Below are 19716 nucleotides of genomic sequence, written 5' to 3' on the forward strand. Positions count from 1 at the left end.
ATATTTAACAAAGAGATAACTTACTCGCCAATGTGCCAACCGTTCGTCATGGGATAACGGCGATCACGACCAAATCCACGAGCGGTAATACGAACACCTGTTGGAGCCTGACGACGTTTATATTCGTTCACATCGACTAATCGCAATATTCGATAAACAGTGTCACGGTCAAAGCGCTCGGTCGCCAGAATAGCCTCTGCACTCAGATCTTGCTCTATGTACATTTGCAAAATTTGATCTAGAACCTCATAGCTTGGCAAGGAATCTTCATCCACTTGATCAGGTGCTAATTCCGCGCTCGGCGGCCGAGTAATAACTCGCTCGGGGATAACATAACCCAGAGTATTCCGATACCAACTCAATCGAAACACCAACGTTTTGAACACATCTTTAAGTACGGAATAGCCACCGACCATGTCGCCATATAATGTGGCATACCCTACGGCCATTTCACTTTTATTACCTGTCGTCAATACCATATAGCCTTTCTTATTTGAAAGAGCCATTAACGTAACGCCACGTGTACGCGCCTGTAAATTTTCTTCAGTCGTATCCCGGCCGTACCCTTTAAATTCGGGCGCTAACGTTTCCATAAATGCAGTGACCATTGGCTCTATTGGCAAGACACTGTATTCAACACCAAGCAATTTAGCCTCTTCTTCAGCATCCTCGATACTCATTGAAGAGGTGTAACTGTAAGGCATCATCACTGCTTGAACTCGATCTGCACCAATCGCATCTACCGCAACAGCCAAAGACAATGCTGAATCAATCCCTCCACTCAGACCAAGTACAATCCCTTTAAAGCGATTTTTCTCGATGTAATCACGTAGTCCTCGGACCATGGCTTGATAAACACTTGCCTCCACATCCAGTGAAGGCGCTATATCACCTGGCATAGGCGCTACACGACAATCGCGGTCTTCAGCGATCGTAAAGTCTACAGTGTATAGACCGCTTTCAAACCAAGGCGCTTGGCGCACTTTTACGCCTTTAGAATCCACAACGAACGAGCCACCTTCATACACCAATTCGTCCTGTGCGCCCATATAATTGACATACACAATAGACACAGCATTCTCTGTTGCACGCATATGTAATAGCTTTTCGCGCACTCCCATTTTTTCAATATGGAAGGGGGATGCATTCAAATTAAGAATTAGTTCTGCTCCTGCTGCCTTAGCTTGAGCAATGGGTTCGGGATGCCAAACGTCTTCACATATACTCAAGCCAACCTTTGCACCTTTTATGTCTACGACACATGCCTCACGCCCTTCACTAAAGTAGCGTTTATCGTCAAAGACCTGAAAGTTTGGCAGCTTTTGCTTTGCGTATTCACCAATTAAAGCTCCCTGATAAATAACACCAGCGCAGTTAAAAAGCTCACCATCGATAACGCGTGGATAGCCGACTACAACATAAATGTCATGAACTCTCGCTAAGATTTCGCGCAGTGCAGATTCGATGCGAGTAGAAAGGCTTGGACGCAGCAATAGGTCCTCGGGAGGGTAACCTGTTAAGGTTAACTCTGGAAAAACAATTACATCCGCTTGGTGCGTATCTTTAGCAATTACCGATTGCTCAATCACAGATTCGGTATTGTTCTTAATATCGCCCACTAGCATATCTAGCTGGGCCATTGCTACTCGTATGGTCATTTCGTTGCTATCTCGCAAACTCTGTTAGATGATATGAGTATTATTGTCGTGGAATTACATCACTAAGGTAAAGAGCATGATCGTACGTTTGTTATTTTTTATTCTAGTTTTTGCGATTGGGTGGGTAATTTATCGACAATTTATGAAAGTCATTACCTCAAAAAGCCAGTCGCCAGTAAAACGCACTGACACAGACAAAAACGAAACTATGGTCAAATGCGCAGAATGCGGTATTTTTGTGCCCAAAAGTCATGCCGTTTTTGACCACAATCAGACGCCCTACTGCAGTATTGAGCATAAACAGAACTCGTAGTCATTCTATGTATACAGTTGCATACGAGCGACGGTCATTGCGAAGCCACCAACAATGAGCCCAGCGCTGATCTTCGGTCACACACCAGCGCTCAATGTCTTTGCTGTCGTTATAAACCAATTGATAAAGAAAGGGCTTTTCATCGATTAACATAGAGCGCCAGTCAACGACACTCAGTGAACAAAAGCTTTCACAAGGACTGGTATCCATAACAGTAGATTGACGTAGCTGTACGAGAGACAGATAAACTTCCTCCCTATCTCTGATAGAATTGAGTTGTTCATGTTGTATCAACAAATGACGATCATCACTCATCATTTTGCTTTGTTTCATTAGACTCCAACTGAACACAGCCACAGCGAATAAAATGGGAAGTGACACCCACCCCTTACATTGCGATCTCATTTTGCTCCCCCAATGCAATGATCGCTTTACCTATTGAATGGCAAGCTGGATCGTAGCGCCACGTATCTCCCCGCAACGTGTAGTACGTTTTAGCAAGTGGCGAAGACAACACACACTCCGCTATTTCGTATTCATATTCAACTAGCAACGCCTTTAATTGATGAACACTAAATTGACCATAATGAATGGCAATTTCCTCGGCAACCCCATTCATGTCTCGATCTAAGATAGGGTAGAGTCGCATGCGAAATAAACTTGGGAATAGCTCTAGAGCATTACCCGTTTCGAAAGGTTTGCGCCAAAGTGCATTGGCGCCTGATTTTCCTTTTCCCACATACCAGTAGAATGTCCTCTGTGTGCCGACCAACACGGTGCGGTCAAACAGCTGCTGATTCATTAATTGTGCGGTGACAACACCCTTTTCAGAGCTTATCACAGAGGCTTGCTCAGCTGCGTAACATGAGTCCACCTGCAGCCCATCCCCAGCATCTACTCCAGCACAAGGTAGGGTTACGATTAGCATCCTTTCTTGTGTTCGGCCATACCCTGCACATTGCCCCGTATCACTACCACGTAACCAATCGGATGCATTGTCTAAATTTGCTTTCGATATTCTCTGGGGCTGGCTTACGCTATCACCTATTTCAATTATCCGGTCGCTATCCGTACAGCCGAATTGCCCTAAGCGATTCCAGTGTGCACTGAGCTGATCTCGCATCCCTCGATCGAGCGCGATGTCATCAAACGTTCTGCGTTTCGAATCCACGGCATGAGTTAATGTTTGGACCATTGGCAGTAAAACGGTCGTTAACACCGCAACGATCGCAATCGACGCCATAACCTCCCACAACACATAACCGCCATGATATTTACAGTTCATTGGGACAACTCGTATGCAAGCACTTGGCGCAACCCCGCCCCCTGACAAACCCTACAACGTGGAACTGAAACAGGGCTCTTCGGTAGTTCAATGTCTACATTGAAGATTTCTTTTATCTGCTTCTGAAGATGCATCCTTTGTTGCTGACGATAGGCTTCCTGTGTCGCAATAACGCTCTGGTTAAGCTGAGCATGTTGAGTTTGAAATACGGACACCACCGTGGCCAACAACGCAGCCGCCGCAATGACTTCAATCATAATCCAGCCGCGCTGATGTGACGTTAAACGTCTTTTTATGAGCATAGATTCTCTCCATACTCTTTCCTATCAAGGTAGGCTCGCCCACTTTGATTGATAATGATACGCTTCGTTTTTGTATACTCTCGACACAAATAGAAAGATCCATTTTGATAGCTCGATAAGCCAGAAGGCAGGAAGACAATATAGTCTCGAGATAGCGGAAATCCTTGCCAACGAATGGTAACGTCATGGGAAAAGCTTACCGAGAAAAATGCATTTGAGGACGCATCCCCATCGCTTAGAAACGCCAAAGATGACCATTTGCCGTTGCAGTTTTCACCCCCACACAGGTATACAGGGTCCCCTGAACTGATGGACAAGGATCTTGCTCGAGCAATGAGGGCTAATAGTGTTTCAGTATCGTCAGCAAGAGCGTTACTCTGATGCCAACGTTGATAGCTTTGATAAACCTGGCTGGAAAAGCTGGAGGCAGCTAACGTAGACAGTATCGCCATGACAAGCAATACTTCAGGCAACGAAAAACCGCCACGAAGAGACAAATACATGCGACATTTTCCTTATGTCTGGCCTTTGCGTCCTTGCAAAGGGTTTGAATAAAAAGTTTTTAATTACGAAGCAGCAGGTTCAACCCCTGGACTTTCCTCAGCATTGTTGACGAATTGCTCAGGTAAGAACAACTGACTGATACGAGACATCATTTCTTGTTGATATTGATAAGCTTGTTGCATATTTTCAAGTTTATCAGATTGCTGCTCGCGCATTTTCATAATTTCGTTGAGCACGGTATCCACGACAGCTTGAAAGTCATCAAAAATCTCTGAAGCTTTTTCCGCCATGGTTTCTAAAGTCTCTCGATATTCCGCAAGTGGCTCCTGAATCGAACGCATTCCGGTATTTTGATCATAAGCCGAGACCGCTTGGGTAGACTTCATTGTCTGCTGAGTTTGCAGGGACATAGAGAAACTAGCCAAGGCTGATGCGTCAAACCCTTTATCAAAGCCTTTCTGTAATGCTCCCATGACATCGCCACTAAAAAACAAATCAGACACCTGACCCGCTGCATTCATCATATCATTGATGGCTTTTAGCTCTATATCACTCAGATCTCCCTCAACCGAGAAGTCAAAGGCAAATGCTTGTGTCTGACTTTGATAACGAAGGAAGTTAGCGTTATTGTCACCACTGCTTATCGATGACTCAGCACTTTCAGACGCTTGCAATGAATACATACTAACATTCACCCTGTCGCCTTCTTGAGTCACCAACTCGAACGATGCAGTATCTTGGCGGCTATAAGAGGTTGACGACACCTGCTCCACTGCAGAAACATCTTTTGCCCCTAAGAAAAAGTCTTCTAAAGAATCAAAGCCCTCGCTAATTAGAGACTGAGTTTCCTCAATGCCTTTCTCGACACTCTCATTTAACCACCCCAGTGCTTTGAGTTTTTCGTTAGCATCCTCAATACCTTTTTGTACCGACGATTTCGCAATCTCAAACACATCACCAAGACGCTCATCCGAAGCACCTTGCTCCTGTAGACGCTCAAGATAATTCCCCACATGAGATAAAATACGCTGAGCCACGTTTTCAGGTGAGTACGTGTTTTTCGATGTCGCTGCTGTAGCTTGATCTGAAGCCTGCTCATTGGGGGTCGCAAAGCTAGCCTGCAAACGTGCCGTTACCGTTTGCTGCATAATGCTCATTGTACGAACGGTATTAGATGTAGGACTGTAGCCATCGCCACCCCACGTCTTTGACGCAGAGGGCGCAGACTGGCTTTCTCCAGACTTATGACGAGGCAAATATGCTGACGCGATATCACCCAGTCCTTTCAATGAATCTGACATACATCCTCCACCAATAGTTCTTCATTTGTTTACTTATCGACCAATAAACTAAAACCTTTAGAACATTTTTTAAACAAAAAACCATTTTTCTAATTGGCGTGCTACTTGACGAGGCTTTTGAAAAGGTAATGAGTGGTCACACCCTGTTATTTGAATATGCTGCCACCCTTCTCTCTCCTGTGCTAACACATCGTAATGCTCATGCAATAGCTCATGACTCAACCCGCCCGATAAAAGTAGAACTTCTGGCGCTGCAGACAGTAATGCTGGCCGAATCGTCTCATCCTCCGACATTTCTTCCACAAAATGGGTGACCGCATCCAATGCATAACTAAATCCTATTGGCCGATGAGCCAAACGACTTTGAGTGGTCGCTTCTGCTACAGGATGTTTACGGCGATTAGGGGCCACACCGTCCATAAAATGCGCGATCCCTAGCTCGACATCCCCTGTTTCGCGTATCGTATTGGATGCCAATTTATAACGCTGCCGAAACGTTGCTAATGTCTCGACACATGCACGGTCTAACCCTGCTGGCTCCATTAACGCCAGCTTATGAGACTCCTCGCCACGAGCTTTTCTGATAGCATTTAATTGTAAAGCGACCAAACCACCAAGCGAGTAACCAACCAAATCAAAGTTACGCCATCCCAAATGTGTGATGAGTGCATCCATGTCGTTCGCTAAGGTTTCGATATCTAAAGGCCCCTCTAACTGCCCCTCATGATAGGATTGCCCCATCCCATTCAAATCAGGTATCAAAACCCAACGCCAAAGTGAACTAAACTCCACAATCGGTTTGTAAGTCAGCTCCCCTGCGACCCCAGCCCCATGCAGCATCACGCAGCATTTATCTGATTTGCTATCGGGAATCTCAACCACTCGATAAGCGATCTCAGCATTAGGTAAATGTAAAAATTTTGTTTGTAGCACTTTAATTCTTTCCTATTGATCCCACATTTCAGGATACTATGCGTAGCATTAAATACATGAATATTTGAAAAACTTAGATGGTCCTTATTATGGCAGAAGTCAAACTCATAAGTTTGCCTTACGAAGCGTCTCTTGCAGTGCTTTTTCCACTTGTTAGTGATTTACCTTATCCCATTCTCTTGGATAGTAATCATGCCCATTTCCAAGACACGCGCTTTGATCTCTTCAGTGCTGCGCCTCGAGCAGTCATTAGCGCCCAAGATGATAATCATCAGTTGGAATGGCTGACAGAGCCCTGCCTTGACCTACAACCTAGCTCAAACCCGTTGGATACCATCAGTCAAATCGTGGATCAAATGGCAGCACAGCCTTGGGCAAATGACACCTCGATTGGTTTCAATGGTGGATTATTAGGGTACTACGGATATGAAGCGGGGCGATATGTTGAGCAACTTCCTCGAACGGTTGAGGAAGACGTTGGCATGCCAACCATTTTATTAGGTTTATACGGCTGGGCTGTTATAAGTGATCACCAATCTAAGACTACCTCACTGATCATCACACCTTGGTGCCAGATATCAGAGGACGAGTTGGTTAAACGACTACAGCAAACGCCCGTTAATCCCAGCCCAACATTTAGTTTATTAGAACCTTTTAAAGCCAATATGTCCGCTAAGGGCTACAAGCAACGTTTTGATCAAATACAAGCTTATATCCAAGCGGGTGATTGCTATCAAGTGAATCTTGCTCAGCGTTTTAGCAGCCCATACCAAGGCAACCCGTGGCAAGCATATTTGGCATTAAAGAGCACGTGCCCCACACCATTTAGCGCTTATATCCAATTGCCAGATGGTCGTGCTGTATTATCTCACTCTCCAGAGCGTTTTATACAGAGCCATGACGGGCGAGTAGAGTCTAAACCCATTAAAGGAACTCGCCCACGCGGTGCCACAATCGAGCAAGACCAAGCATTGGCGGAAGAGTTATTAAATTCCGAAAAGGACCGAGCAGAAAATTTAATGATCGTCGACTTACTGCGTAACGATCTAGGACGTAATTGCATTACAGGTAGTGTCAAAGTACCTAAACTTTTTCACTTAGAAACCTATGCCAACGTCCATCATATGGTTTCTACCGTAGTAGGTGAGGTAGACCACCCTAGCCATGCAATTAATGTTTTCCAAGAGAGTTTCCCTGGTGGATCCATCACAGGAGCCCCAAAAGTACGCTCTATGGAAATTATCGACGAATTAGAGCCACATGAACGCAGTGTCTACTGCGGTTCCATTATGTATTTCAGCTGCAACGGGCAAATGGATTCCAGCATTACCATTCGCACGTTGGTTGCCGACGGCCAGTCCATCCATTGCTGGGCAGGCGGTGCATTGGTCGCTGACTCAGATTGCGAGTCTGAGTATCAAGAAACCTTTACCAAAGTGGGTAACCTGACACATACTCTAGAGATGGAATTTCTAAGGTAATTGATTAATGATTGACATAGCACGTTTCTTAGAATCACCAGCGCTTTCTCCGACGATTGAGCAAATACGTGCGGCGCTTGATGCGCTCAATACACAACATATCTATAACCCTGATCAGCATATTGCGCCAGAAGCCTACCAACATGATTACCGCGCCGCTGCCGTCCTTATTCCGATTCGATCTTGCCCTGATACGGGTGAACTGAAAGTTTTGCTTACGCAACGGTCTCTCAATATGCGCAACCACCCTGGCCAAATTGCTTTTCCTGGTGGGAAACACGATACGGAAGACAGCAGTATTCAATACACTGCATTACGGGAAACATTAGAAGAAGTAGGGCTGGCACCGGACTGTTTTGAGCTCCTTGGCGAACTAGGAGAGTACTGTTCGATCTCAGGTTTTTGCATTAAACCCGTGGTAGCAGAGATGATTCGCACAAGTGAATTAAGCCTCAGTGAAGCCGAAGTAGAAAGTGTCCACTGGGTTCCGTTGTATCATCTACTCGACCCTAATAACTTTAAATATATCGAACGGACAATAGGGAAAATCACTCGCGGCTACTTCGAAATACATTATGAGGATCTTCGAATTTGGGGGGTCACCGCTGGCATCATATTTGGCCTGTACCAAGCAATTGAAAATCATTCTCGCAGCTAGCGACTTTGCATTATAAGTTTAGGTTGCATTTGTATTTTATCTCCTGCATCGAACTTGCTAAGGTACAGCCAATTTGATTAAGAGCAGGATGAAACTGAATGTCCCAATTTGATTTAAACGCCTTTATCTCTAGCCATAAAGCAGATGAAGCGCAAAAGATTATTCACAGCGCACTGGAACAATTCGACAACATTGCCATTTCGTTCAGTGGTGCAGAAGACGTTGTATTAATTGATATGGCCGTTAAAGCCAAAAAAGATGTCAGCGTTTTTTCTCTCGACACGGGTCGCTTACACCCTGAGACCTACCGTTTTATCGAAACGGTACGTAAACACTACAACATTAACATCGACATCATGTCACCTGATGCCGCGAAGCTTGAAGCATTCACTCAAGAGAAAGGACTTTTTAGCTTTTTTGATGATGGTCATAAAGAATGTTGCGGCATTCGAAAAGTCGCCCCCCTAAGACGCAAATTAAATACCCTCAATGCTTGGATAACCGGGCAACGCAAAGATCAAAGCCATGGTACCCGCAACGAGTTAGCCTTTGCTGAAGCAGACGCTGCATTTAGCAACGAAGAGCGCACACTATACAAGTTCAATCCACTTGCAGAATGGTCGTCTGAGGATGTATGGAATTACATCAAAATGTTTGACGTTCCATTCAATGAATTGCATCAAAAGGGTTACATCAGTATTGGTTGCGAACCCTGTACTCGCCCTGTTTTACCAAACCAACACGAGCGTGAAGGTCGCTGGTGGTGGGAAGAATCAGAACACAAAGAGTGTGGGCTACACATAGGAAACATCATCCCCACGAAACAAGGTTAAATCCTAACCATCACCAACTAACAATTGGATACGCACCCGAGCCTACTTATGCAGTGGTGCGTATCTCTTCTCTACTCGCTACCCGTTGTTGCCAACGCGTAACAAACGCTTCATAACATTGATTCAAGTCGATCACATGTTGATACAGCAAGGCGCCCGCTTCAGTCAGTTCCGTCGTTCGTCCATGACGTATCAGCAGCGCTTCACCCAAGCCCTTCTCTAGCTTTTGGATATGTTGACTCACCGCTGGCTGAGTCAACCCCAGCTGACGCGCAGTTTGTGTAAAGCTGCCCGTTTCAACGAGCGTCCGAAATGTAATGAGATGTTGAGTATTTAGCATAATGTTTCCTTATAAGTTCTAACATTATGCCGACAGTACGTGCCGGAGGCATTGACCTACATCGTGTTTTAATGAAAGACTGCTTTCTCTGGATTGAATCGGCATATAAATCAATGAGCAGTTACCAAGACCTAGACATCTGGATGGAGCGCCGCTCTGGCCCTCGTATCGAACGTAGTAATGATCATCGCAACGTTTACCAACGTGATCGAGCCAGAATCATTCACAGTGCAGCATTTCGGCGTTTACAATCCAAAACGCAAATTCTCGCCATCCGCCAAAATGATTACAGTCGGACTCGCCTAACTCACTCACTAGAAGTGGCTCAAATCGGAGGCGGCATTGTTTATCATCTACAGTCATCTCAGTCACAAAATGCGCCTTTTCAAATATGGCTTGCGTCAGAATCCTTGATGGAAACTGTGTGTCTCAGCCATGATATCGGCCATCCCCCGTTTGGTCATGGTGGCGAAGTAGCCCTTAACTTCATGATGGTGGAGCACGGAGGCTTTGAAGGTAACGCTCAATCTCTTCGAATACTTGGCAAACGAGGATCTTATTCAGATAAATTTGGTATGGATGTTTCCAGACGCACCATGCTAGGCGTGATGAAATACCCTGCACTGCATGACAGTGTCGTGGGCAAGTATCCCGATAAGCCCACCAATTTGAGACTATTTAAAGCAAAAGATTGGCATCCTCCAAAATGTATCTATAAAGAAGAGGAAGAACTGCTAGATTGGGTGTTGTCGCCCTTTAGTACGTCAGATCGTGACAATCTTCTTACCGTTATGCGGCCGTCCTCAACAGGTCATGGCCGAACGTCTCACGCCAGCTTCGACACCTCGATTATGGATTTGGCAGACGATATTGCCTACGGTGTGCACGATCTCGAGGATGCTATTGTGTTAGGAATGGTGACGCGTGATATGTGGCAAGCTCACTTAGTTCCAAAACTAAGTGCATTGGATACGCCTTTCTTAACTCAAAATCTATCTAGACTAGAAGATCAGTTGTTTAGCAAACAAAGTCATCTACGTAAAAAGGCCATTGGCGATTTGGTTAGCTGGTTCATTACGTCATGTGAAGTACAAGAAGTTCCCCAATTTGAGCACGCTTTATTACACTACCAAGCCGTGCTACCAGACCAACAACGCCTGGCATTGGATTACCTAAAGGACTTTGAGATGACGCATATTATTATGCGCCCAGAAGTTCAGATGCTGGTTTATAAGGGCCAACAAATGCTTTTAGAAATGTTCGAAGCACTTGCCGCAGACCCTGCTAGATTGCTGCCTAAGGAGCTGGCGAAAGAATGGCAAGAAACAGAAATAAATGGTGGTAATAGTTATAGAATCATTTGCGATTACATGGCTTCAATGAGCGATGATTACGCCAGCCGCATGTACAAAACGTTATTTGTGCCGAGCTCAGGATCAGTTTTTGAGCCAATCTAATCCGCTTGTAGAGTCTTACCTAACAGCAGCAAATGCCCCCGAATGTCACAATTTCGAGCGACATTCGGAAGACACCCCCATTGCTCAAAATCATTGGAGATAAAGAAAGCACGACTAACAACATTACCCGAGAGCACGTATGCTACTAATGTGTGCAATCCAATGCGGGCAGCCTCTTGTTCAACATATTTAAGAGCATGAGTGGCTATCCCTTTTCTCTGGTATTGCGCTTTAACGTAGATACTCAGTTCAACAGCACCATCAAAGGCTGGCAGCCCATAAAAAGACTCCAAGGCAAACCATCCGATCACACAAGACTCTGTCGTTTCTATTACCCAAAATGGACGCTGATCGTTTGAGGTCTCAATCCAATCAATAACAGTAACTATATCAACGCCACCTTTGAAATCCGTTTGAGCTTCGGACTCCAAGAAGATAGACAATATACACGGCGCATCATCAATATTGGCATGACGCGCCTTGAGTTCAGGATACAGCACCGATAGCTTAACCTTGTTCTAATAATCGTCTCAGATCAATCAGTGCCGCATTAGCACGAGAAATATACGACGCCATCACTAATGAATGGTTCGCAAGCAATCCAAAACCACTCCCATTCAGAATAATAGGAGACCACACTGTTTCTTGAGTGGCTTCTAATTCTCGAATAATTTGGCGTAAGCTCACGAGCGCATTTTTATCTTGCAGAGTAAAAACAAAATCGATCTCTATCGCTTTCAAAATATGAATCAACGCCCAACTTGCACCGCGCGCTTCGTAAAACACATTGTCAATTTGTGTCCAAGACGTCTTAACATATTGAAACTGACCAGCATCCGTAGACTGACGTGCATTAGCGTCGCCTGCTAAGTCGGTATTTTCTCGAACTTTAGCGACACTTGCAGACAGGCGCTGAGAAAGGCTCCCTAAACGCGTTGAAACATCAGATAAGTAGTCTGCCAAGTTATCTGCTCGCGAATAAAATTGAGCATTTTCAGATTTGTTGGCTAATCGATCAAGGTAACCTAACAACTCTTTGTTTCCTCGACGGTATTCGCTCTCACTCGAAGGTAACGCCCAACTGTGATTATCGAAATTATATTGCGGTTCTGCGACTTTTAAGTTCACATCTTCCGTCGATTGAGATTGCGAACGACTGAACTCTTTTCGAAGCGCTCGAGCTAGATCACGGGACTGCACCAACACACCAAACTCCCATGAAGGCATGTTATCCATCAACACACCTGGAGGCAGAATGTCATTTGTTATAAACCCGCCGGGTTTCTCAAGCAGAGTATCAACCAAGGTATATAAAGTGTTTGTTGTGGTGTAGCCCGTAACAAGCTTCTTACTATTATTTAAGTAGCCGCGTTCTTCAGCACGCTCTTTTGCGACCGCAACAACATCAAATTGATCGGGCTCACCACTCCAATACATACCAAGCCCCCCTAACAAAATGGCAAGCAAAGCAATGCCAACAGCCACCCACTTCCCAATCCCAGGAAGCTGTCCCAGTGACCTCCAAAAGGCTATCTTATCGATTATTTTCGCCATGATTCATTCCCATGCTAATTAACTTCTACTGTGTAACGCGCCCGATGAAAGATCATGGCGCGCACGCGAAATTCTGGTGTTCGGCTGTTTATGATTTGATATATCAAACGCCCTTCTTTATCGCTCGGCCAATTAATATCAATAGCTCGTTGTGTTTTGGTGACACGATCAATAATAGGTTGCATTTTTGCAAGAATCTCGTCATCACTCAATTGAAAAAGATCTTTAGGCAAAATGAAAATATCTTCAGATGCTTCAATGATTGGCTTCTGTGATGCCTTTTTAGAAGTACTTTGATGACGGGCGCGAATTTGCTTTATACGCTCTTCCGTCTCTTCAATACTGGGATCATCCGGACTAACAAAGTTTGCATTAGCGACGTATTCTTCGGCTTTACTATATTGCTGCCGTTCGGCCGATGCAACGGCCCACTCTAAATAGGTATCAACGATGGCAGCAATGCCTATGATGGCCTCATAGTTGCCAGGATCTCGACCCAATGCAATTTGGAAATACATATTGGCATTGTCCTCTTCTGGAGTCAGTAGACGCTGCTCAGACAATGCATATTCGCCCTGCCGAATTAATCGACGAGTCACCTTATCTGCACTTGATTCAATATCATCATTTACAGTCTCTACGGGAGTTGATGAGGTATCATTTTGTTCTATCAACACTGCATCCCCTTGATCAACAACAGAGCCTTCCGAGTCTTCAGGTGTTACGGTTGTTGGGGACGCATTTGGTACCGGTGTTCCTGCACAGGCCGCTAGAAAAAGAGGCAAAGTCAGCAAAAAAAAAGCTTTTTTAAACAAGTGGACTCCTAGACATTTGGAAACTTCTAACTCGATTGGTAGTCTATAGCGCCTTCGGATGCGAAGAAACCTTCATCGTACATATATTAAGGCCCGCTGCATGTTGCGACACATTTTCGCTCTTTTCACACTCACTTTCTCTAGTCTTGCGCTTGCACTTGGGCTTAGTTCACCATTTAACTCTGAGCCAGAATTTCTACCCGCAGATCAGGCGTTTAGTGTCTCAGTTTATCGCGACAGCAACAATCAAGTTGTCGCGCATTGGGATATTACTGACGGTTACTACCTTTATAAGCATCAGCTGAAGATCAAACAAAACTCTGGGCCGACTGTATCTTTTGTAGAAATCCCAGCGGGCGAGGTCAAAGACGACCCTTATTTTGGGGCAGTAGAGGTGTACCATGACGAACTAACCGTCCCCTTATCTGCCGAAGGAGACACAGCTAGCCGCCGACAAATTGACTTTATGATCGGCTATCAAGGGTGTGCTGAGCGAGGACTCTGTTATCCACCGCAATGGATTCCTATGTCCACTGAGTTTCCTGCCACAGAGTCAGCCAATAGCCTCAAACCTAATAACCAAAACCCGACTGTGAGCCAATCTAAAGCGTCGGACGTTGCTGACCTTATCACCAATGCAGGCTTCCTTCAGACGATAGCAGTTATGTTTGGGCTAGGTTTACTACTTTCTTTTACTCCATGTGTACTACCAATGATTCCTATTGTTAGTGCCATTATTGTGGGCAGTAAGGTACGCGGTTGGAAAGGTTTTTATTATTCTCTCATTTATGTTTTTGCCATGGCACTTACCTATTCGGTAATTGGCGCCTTAGCGGGCTGGTTTGGTACCCAGCTAAACCTTCAAGTATCTCTTCAAAACCCTGTCATTCTAATGCTTAGCGCTGCCTTGTTTAGCGTGCTTGCTCTAGCGATGTTTGGTGTATTTGAACTTCGCTTGCCTTCTGCATTGCAAGCCAAGTTAGATGCCTTGTCTAATAAAACTCAAAGTAATCGCTCTCGGTTCATTGCTATTTTCATAGCTGGGGCGCTTGCTACCCTAATCGTCTCGCCTTGTGTGTCTGCCCCACTTGCGGGCGTGATACTTTATATCAGTGCGAATTCTGATCCCGTGTACGGCGCTTGGGCGTTATTCTTTATGGGGCTAGGCATGGGGACACCACTTTTGCTGGTTGGGATCTTGGGAAGCACTATTCTTCCTTCTCGCGGAGAATGGCTAGAAGACGTCAAAAAGGCAATGGGGTTTGGACTGGTTGCCATGGCCATTTGGCTTGCAACACGCTGGCTTCCAGTTGAAACTCACTTGTTGCTTTGGGGATTGCTAGCTCTTGCAATCTCAGCCTATTTTTTACATCGTACCGTGACGGCTACCTCTCACCCTTTACGCTGGTTTATTGGATTGCTCACCTTTATGATCGCTATTTTACAAATAACCGGCGCTGCACTAGGCAACACAAACCCTTTATCGCCTTTACATAGTTTAGTAGCTTCGAACGTGCGTACGTCATCAACAACCAATGACGTCCCTTATTATGCGAAAATCCAATCTTTAGATGCATTAGAAACAATCAAAAAACAGACCACTATGCCCATTGTGGTGGATCTCTACGCAGACTGGTGCATTAGCTGTAAAATTATCGAAGAAGAGATTTTCAAATCACCGGAAATCCTGCCTTTACTTAAACAAGTAGCGTTTGTTCAAGTAGACGTCACGGACAACTCAGAACAAAGCCGGTCCTTTTTAAGCGCATTCGGCCTATTTGGTCCACCGTCCATGCTCTTTTTTGATAATAAACAACAGCATATAGAAACCTTCAAATTGGTTGGCGAACCTTCTAAAAGCGAGGTTTTAGAGCGCATTTCTGCACTACTACCATCCGACAGCGCCAAACAAGTTTACTAGAGGTTGTTTTTTAATCATAAAAGCGAGTTTCAGGTTTTTCGCCCTCAAAACTGGACAAAATCACGCTTTTTACTGATAATTTCCCGCTAGTTACGATTTTAAGCGGCTCGTCTGGTTTCTTATCGATTTCCGACGAGTGCGCACCAAGCCTGCCTAGGATTCCATCCCTTGTGCAGAAATAGACTGATTACTTAGACACAAAAGAGAGTCAACATGGATATTCGCAAAATCAAAAAGCTAATCGAACTACTGGAAGAATCCAACGTATACGAAATTGAGATTAAAGAAGGCGAAGAAGCAGTTCGAATCAGCCGTGGTGGCGCGCCAGTTGCAGCCCCTCAAATGTATGCAGCTCCAGCCCCAGCGGCGGCACCAGCACCGGCAGCAGCCCCCGCACCGACTGAAGCAGACGCACCAGCGGCAGTATCAGGACACTCGGTCAACTCACCAATGGTTGGTACTTTCTACGCGTCTCCTGCTCCAGGTGCTAAAGCGTTTGTTGAAGTAGGTCAGAAAGTTAATGTCGGTGACACAATCTGTATCGTTGAAGCGATGAAGATGATGAACCAAATCGAAGCAGACAAAGCAGGGACAATTGGTGCAATCTTGGCTACCGACGGTGAGCCTGTAGAATTTGATCAGCCTCTTGTTACCATCATTTAATCTATTGCCAAAGGTTTCATCATGCTAGATAAAGTATTGATTGCTAACCGGGGCGAAATTGCACTGCGTATTCTTCGCGCTTGTAAAGAACTCGGTATCAAAACGGTTGCGGTTCACTCTAAAATTGACCGTGAACTATTACACGTACGCCTTGCAGACGAATCCATCTGTATTGGGCCAAACCCGTCAAAGGATAGCTACCTAAACATTCCAGCCCTGATCAGTGCTGCGGAATTAACTGATACATCAGCCATTCACCCAGGCTACGGCTTTCTTGCTGAAAATGCTGACTTTGCAGAACAAGTGGAGCGTTCAGGCTTTGCGTTCATAGGCCCCAAAGCGGAAACTATTCGCTTAATGGGTGACAAAGTATCGGCAATCAAAGCGATGCGCGAAGCAAATGTACCAACCGTACCTGGTTCAAATGGTCCAGTACCTTCCGACCCAGATGAATGTATGCGTATCGCCCGCGAAATTGGCTACCCAGTGATTGTTAAAGCAGCGGCTGGTGGTGGCGGACGAGGCATGCGCGTAGTTCACAACGAAGGCAGCCTACTAAAATCGATCAGTGTCACTCAGTCTGAAGCAGGTTCTTACTTCGGTGACAGCACGGTTTACATGGAAAAATTCCTAACTAACCCTCGCCACGTTGAAGTTCAAGTTCTTGCAGACGGTCAAGGCAATGCAATTCACCTTTACGACCGTGACTGTTCGCTACAGCGTCGCCACCAAAAAGTATTAGAAGAAGCGCCAGCACCTCATCTAGACCCTGAGTCTCGAGCTCAATGCCTAAAAGCTTGTGTGGATGCTTGTATTAAAATTGGTTATCGCGGTGCTGGTACGTTTGAGTTTCTATACGAAGACGGCCGCTTCTACTTTATCGAAATGAACACGCGTGTTCAGGTTGAACACCCGGTTACTGAAATGGTCACCGGTATCGATATCGTGAAAGAGCAATTACGGATAGCGAGCGGACTGCCACTTTCCATCAAGCAAGAAGATGTGAAATTGAATGGTCACGCAGTCGAAGCACGTATTAACGCTGAAGACCCTAAAACATTCATGCCAAGCCCAGGTAAAGTGAACTACTTCCACGCCCCTGGCGGTATGGGTGTGCGTGTCGATTCTCATCTTTACAGCGGCTATACAGTCCCACCTACATATGACTCTATGATCGCAAAAGTCATTTGTTTTGCAGACACACGAGAAGGCGCTTTGAAACGTCTTGAAGTCGCGCTGGATGAGACGTTTGTAGATGGTATAAAGACCAATATCGACCTGCAAAAAGATCTGGTTACAGATTCCAACTTCATTGCAGGTGGCGTCAACATTCACTATCTAGAAAAGAAACTCGGGCTATAATAAGCACGAAAACTACACCTCCGAACGGAGGTGTAGTACCCTCCTATTTGTTTCAAAAACCGACTTACTAGAAGTCTCAAACGGACGATTATTCAATGCCTTGGCTGCAAATTCGCGTTCACACGACGCCAGAACATGTTCCTTCTTTTGAAGACACTTTACTCGAGTGCGGCGCTTTGGTCGTCACATTTGAAGATGTGCACGATGACCCAGTTTATGAACCGGATTTGAATACCACCCCACTTTGGAAGAACACTCGCGTGACGGGGCTTTTTGAAGCTGATGCAGATTTAGAACATATCCGCAGTGCACTCAAACACAAGGCGCAATTGGTTAATCAGCCAGATATCGACCTAAAAATCGAAATTCTTGAAGATAAAGATTGGATACGCGAATGGATGGACAGCTACCATCCAATACCATTTGGGAAGCGTTTATGGGTATGCCCAAGTTGGCGAGACGTACCAGACAAATCCGCCGTTAATTTAATCCTTGATCCAGGCTTGGCATTTGGTACGGGGACACATCCTACCACCGCTCTTTGCCTTGAGTGGCTCGACTCAATAGACTGCGCTCAAAAATCTATTATCGATTATGGTTGCGGTTCTGGTATTTTAGGTATTGCAGGATTACTACTTGGGGCGAGCACCATGATTGGTATCGATATCGACCCGCAAGCCGTACAAGCAACTCAAGCTAATGCTGAGCGCAACCAAATTAGCGAAGATCGTTATGAAGTTAAACTGCCACCTTATGAAGGTGACTTAGAAGCAGACATCGTCGTTGCTAATATTTTGGCTGGGCCGTTGGCAGAACTCTCTGGCACAATATCTAAATTAGTTAAACAAGGCGGACTACTTGCACTGTCTGGTATTTTAGAGAGTCAAGCCCATTCGGTTGTCGAGGCTTATAAACCTTGGTTCAAAATTGAATCCATTACAGAGAAAGAAGAGTGGGTTCGCATTGTGGCCAAGAAGTTGTAACCCTTAAGGAAGTTTTTGGACTATGTCACAAAGTATGATTACTCGCTGCCCTAAATGCTCCACGACTTTTCGCGTGACAGATGACGTGCTAAAAATGGCCAAAGGCAAAGTGCGTTGCGGGCAGTGTTTTCATATTTTCAGTGCCGAAGCGATCCCCCCTTCTACAACAAATGCCACGCCCAAAATGGCGCAACCCAAGCCTGAATCTAAAGAAACACCCCAAGAAACTTATGATGAGGTTTCTACCGTACACCACGATGGTACGGTTAATCCTGAGTGGCTGGATACACTTTTTAATGAAAGTGATCTTGAACCCTACACGCCACCCGAGCAGCATGCAGAAAAGCCGAAGCCTAGAAAGCAAGCTAGTGAGTCAACGCCCTCCCCTGCTCAAGAACACTCTGGTAATGATGAGGATTTAGCTCCATGGGAGATGGAGCTAGCTGAAATAGAGGACCAATTTAGTGCTAACCGCCCCTCTGAGCCAGTATTTAGTGAAAGCTTTGTACCGCCGAACGCTCCTTCTAATAAACCAACAAAAAAAAATACGCGCTTGCCTGAGACCCTGACGACAAGCCAAACAACCGCTGAGCCAGACTACATGCAAGCACTGCATACGCTAGCCAGCGATATCTCCAAGCATGATACGTTGTCCGATTCGGAATACTCCTCTAAAGAATCCATGAAACAACTAGCCGCTGAATACAGTTTAGCATCGCTCACGGACTCAGATACTTACACGACAGACAAGCGGTCTCGCTATGGCTGGCTTTGGAGCATAGCCGTATTTTTGTCTCTCGTTATTCTTGCCCTTCAGGTCAGCCTACATCTCTTTGAATCGGGCAGTCGTTCTAGTGAGTTTAGAGGTTTTTATCGAGCCGCCTGTTCCTATATAGGCTGTACTCTTCCTGCGTTTGAAGATGTATCCAAGATAAACATCGAGCATGTTCGGGTTCAAAGTCACCCGACGCAAGCAAACATATTGCAAGTCAACGCCATCATGACTAACGAGAGTTCATTCGCACAGCCAATGCCAAAACTCGCACTCGAGTTCTATGACCTCAATGGGAAGCCTGTTGCTGCTCGACTTTTCGCTCCACGTAATTACTTACACAAAGACTTTCTAGACATCACTTACATGCCACCTAACACGCCTATTCATATCGTTATTCCGATACAAGACCCTGGTGCAAGAGCCGTCACCCATCAAATCAAAGCTTTCTCTAGTGAGACTCGGTCTTACTAAATTGTGCATTTAATTGTTTCATCGAAAATAAGCACAAAAAATAGACAATTTAACCGTTGTCAAGACTTCAAAAAAACGATTCCCCTAGGTATTATTCACGCCCGCTC

21 protein-coding genes are annotated in these 19716 nt (G+C 45.3%); 10 read left to right on the top strand and 11 right to left on the bottom strand.

Annotated features, from left to right (window positions below; all coding sequences use genetic code 11):
- Positions 1-20: 20 nt before the first annotated feature.
- Complete coding sequence (locus DN730_RS12115) at positions 21-1658, bottom strand: NAD+ synthase (RefSeq protein ID WP_115468406.1); 1638 nt, start codon at positions 1656-1658, stop codon at positions 21-23.
- Positions 1659-1734: 76 nt separating this feature from the next.
- Between DN730_RS12115 and DN730_RS19465 the strand changes: the two genes are divergently transcribed.
- A complete protein-coding gene (locus DN730_RS19465) occupies positions 1735-1971 on the top strand; it encodes a PP0621 family protein (RefSeq protein WP_115468407.1) in 237 nt (78 codons plus the stop codon).
- On the opposite strand, the gene DN730_RS12125 is transcribed toward DN730_RS19465, so the two are convergent.
- The 6 genes from DN730_RS12125 to DN730_RS12150 form a co-directional block, all read right to left on the bottom strand.
- Positions 1972-2304, bottom strand: a complete 333-nt coding sequence (locus DN730_RS12125; protein WP_115468408.1) for a hypothetical protein — start codon at positions 2302-2304, stop codon at positions 1972-1974.
- Between the two features lie 55 nt (positions 2305-2359).
- Positions 2360-3256 (bottom strand): hypothetical protein, encoded by an 897-nt coding sequence (locus DN730_RS12130; protein ID WP_115468409.1) that lies wholly within the window; start codon positions 3254-3256, stop codon positions 2360-2362.
- The gene (locus DN730_RS12135) at positions 3253-3558 is read right to left on the bottom strand and encodes a hypothetical protein (RefSeq protein WP_115468410.1); all 306 of its coding nucleotides are present in this window, start codon (positions 3556-3558) and stop codon (positions 3253-3255) included. Before DN730_RS12135 ends, DN730_RS12130 begins: the two co-directional genes overlap by 4 nt.
- A complete protein-coding gene (locus tag DN730_RS12140) occupies positions 3549-4061 on the bottom strand; it encodes a GspH/FimT family pseudopilin (RefSeq protein ID WP_115468411.1) in 513 nt (170 codons plus the stop codon). Before DN730_RS12140 ends, DN730_RS12135 begins: the two co-directional genes overlap by 10 nt.
- 63 nt (positions 4062-4124) lie before the next feature.
- Complete coding sequence (locus tag DN730_RS12145) at positions 4125-5363, bottom strand: DUF5610 domain-containing protein (protein WP_115468412.1); 1239 nt, start codon at positions 5361-5363, stop codon at positions 4125-4127.
- A 69-nt stretch (positions 5364-5432) separates the two neighbouring features.
- Positions 5433-6296 (bottom strand): alpha/beta fold hydrolase, encoded by an 864-nt coding sequence (locus tag DN730_RS12150; RefSeq protein ID WP_115468413.1) that lies wholly within the window; start codon positions 6294-6296, stop codon positions 5433-5435.
- 89 nt (positions 6297-6385) lie between these two features.
- Between DN730_RS12150 and pabB the strand changes: the two genes are divergently transcribed.
- The 3 genes from pabB to DN730_RS12165 all read left to right on the top strand — a co-directional run bounded on the left by pabB (position 6386) and on the right by DN730_RS12165 (position 9268).
- Positions 6386-7777: an aminodeoxychorismate synthase component I gene (pabB, locus tag DN730_RS12155; RefSeq protein WP_115468414.1), complete on the top strand. Its 1392-nt coding sequence runs from the start codon at positions 6386-6388 to the stop codon at positions 7775-7777.
- Between the two features lie 7 nt (positions 7778-7784).
- A complete protein-coding gene (locus tag DN730_RS12160) occupies positions 7785-8435 on the top strand; it encodes an NUDIX hydrolase (RefSeq protein WP_115468415.1) in 651 nt (216 codons plus the stop codon).
- 98 nt (positions 8436-8533) lie between these two features.
- Complete coding sequence (locus DN730_RS12165) at positions 8534-9268, top strand: phosphoadenylyl-sulfate reductase (protein WP_115468416.1); 735 nt, start codon at positions 8534-8536, stop codon at positions 9266-9268.
- A 46-nt stretch (positions 9269-9314) separates the two neighbouring features.
- On the opposite strand, the gene DN730_RS12170 is transcribed toward DN730_RS12165, so the two are convergent.
- Entirely contained in the window at positions 9315-9608 is a 294-nt protein-coding gene (locus DN730_RS12170) for a LysR family transcriptional regulator (RefSeq protein ID WP_115468417.1), read from the bottom strand.
- 26 nt (positions 9609-9634) lie between these two features.
- Between DN730_RS12170 and DN730_RS12175 the strand changes: the two genes are divergently transcribed.
- A complete protein-coding gene (locus tag DN730_RS12175; protein ID WP_245957955.1) occupies positions 9635-11065 on the top strand; it encodes an anti-phage deoxyguanosine triphosphatase in 1431 nt (476 codons plus the stop codon).
- Here DN730_RS12175 and DN730_RS12180 read toward each other — a convergent pair.
- The 3 genes from DN730_RS12180 to DN730_RS12190 are packed head-to-tail and all read right to left on the bottom strand — an operon-like array spanning position 11062 to position 13434.
- A complete protein-coding gene (locus DN730_RS12180; RefSeq protein ID WP_115468418.1) occupies positions 11062-11565 on the bottom strand; it encodes a GNAT family N-acetyltransferase in 504 nt (167 codons plus the stop codon). The genes DN730_RS12175 and DN730_RS12180 overlap by 4 nt on opposite strands.
- 7 nt (positions 11566-11572) lie before the next feature.
- Positions 11573-12619: a DUF2333 family protein gene (locus DN730_RS12185; RefSeq protein WP_115468419.1), complete on the bottom strand. Its 1047-nt coding sequence runs from the start codon at positions 12617-12619 to the stop codon at positions 11573-11575.
- A 14-nt stretch (positions 12620-12633) separates the two neighbouring features.
- Entirely contained in the window at positions 12634-13434 is an 801-nt protein-coding gene (locus tag DN730_RS12190) for a hypothetical protein (RefSeq protein ID WP_115468420.1), read from the bottom strand.
- Between the two features lie 100 nt (positions 13435-13534).
- Between DN730_RS12190 and dsbD the strand changes: the two genes are divergently transcribed.
- The 5 genes from dsbD to DN730_RS12215 all read left to right on the top strand — a co-directional run bounded on the left by dsbD (position 13535) and on the right by DN730_RS12215 (position 19609).
- Complete coding sequence (gene dsbD / locus DN730_RS12195; protein ID WP_245957956.1) at positions 13535-15355, top strand: protein-disulfide reductase DsbD; 1821 nt, start codon at positions 13535-13537, stop codon at positions 15353-15355.
- Between the two features lie 213 nt (positions 15356-15568).
- Positions 15569-16018, top strand: a complete 450-nt coding sequence (gene accB / locus DN730_RS12200) for an acetyl-CoA carboxylase biotin carboxyl carrier protein (protein WP_115468421.1) — start codon at positions 15569-15571, stop codon at positions 16016-16018.
- Positions 16019-16039: 21 nt separating this feature from the next.
- Positions 16040-17380, top strand: coding sequence for an acetyl-CoA carboxylase biotin carboxylase subunit (accC, locus tag DN730_RS12205; RefSeq protein WP_115468422.1), 1341 nt, complete (start codon positions 16040-16042; stop codon positions 17378-17380).
- 95 nt (positions 17381-17475) lie between these two features.
- Entirely contained in the window at positions 17476-18363 is an 888-nt protein-coding gene (prmA, locus tag DN730_RS12210) for a 50S ribosomal protein L11 methyltransferase (RefSeq protein WP_115468423.1), read from the top strand.
- 22 nt (positions 18364-18385) lie between these two features.
- Positions 18386-19609, top strand: a complete 1224-nt coding sequence (locus tag DN730_RS12215; RefSeq protein ID WP_115468424.1) for a zinc-ribbon and DUF3426 domain-containing protein — start codon at positions 18386-18388, stop codon at positions 19607-19609.
- Positions 19610-19716 lie beyond the last annotated feature (107 nt).

It is taken from the genome of Marinomonas piezotolerans (assembly GCF_003362755.1).
Lineage (GTDB): Bacteria > Pseudomonadota > Gammaproteobacteria > Pseudomonadales > Marinomonadaceae > Marinomonas > Marinomonas piezotolerans.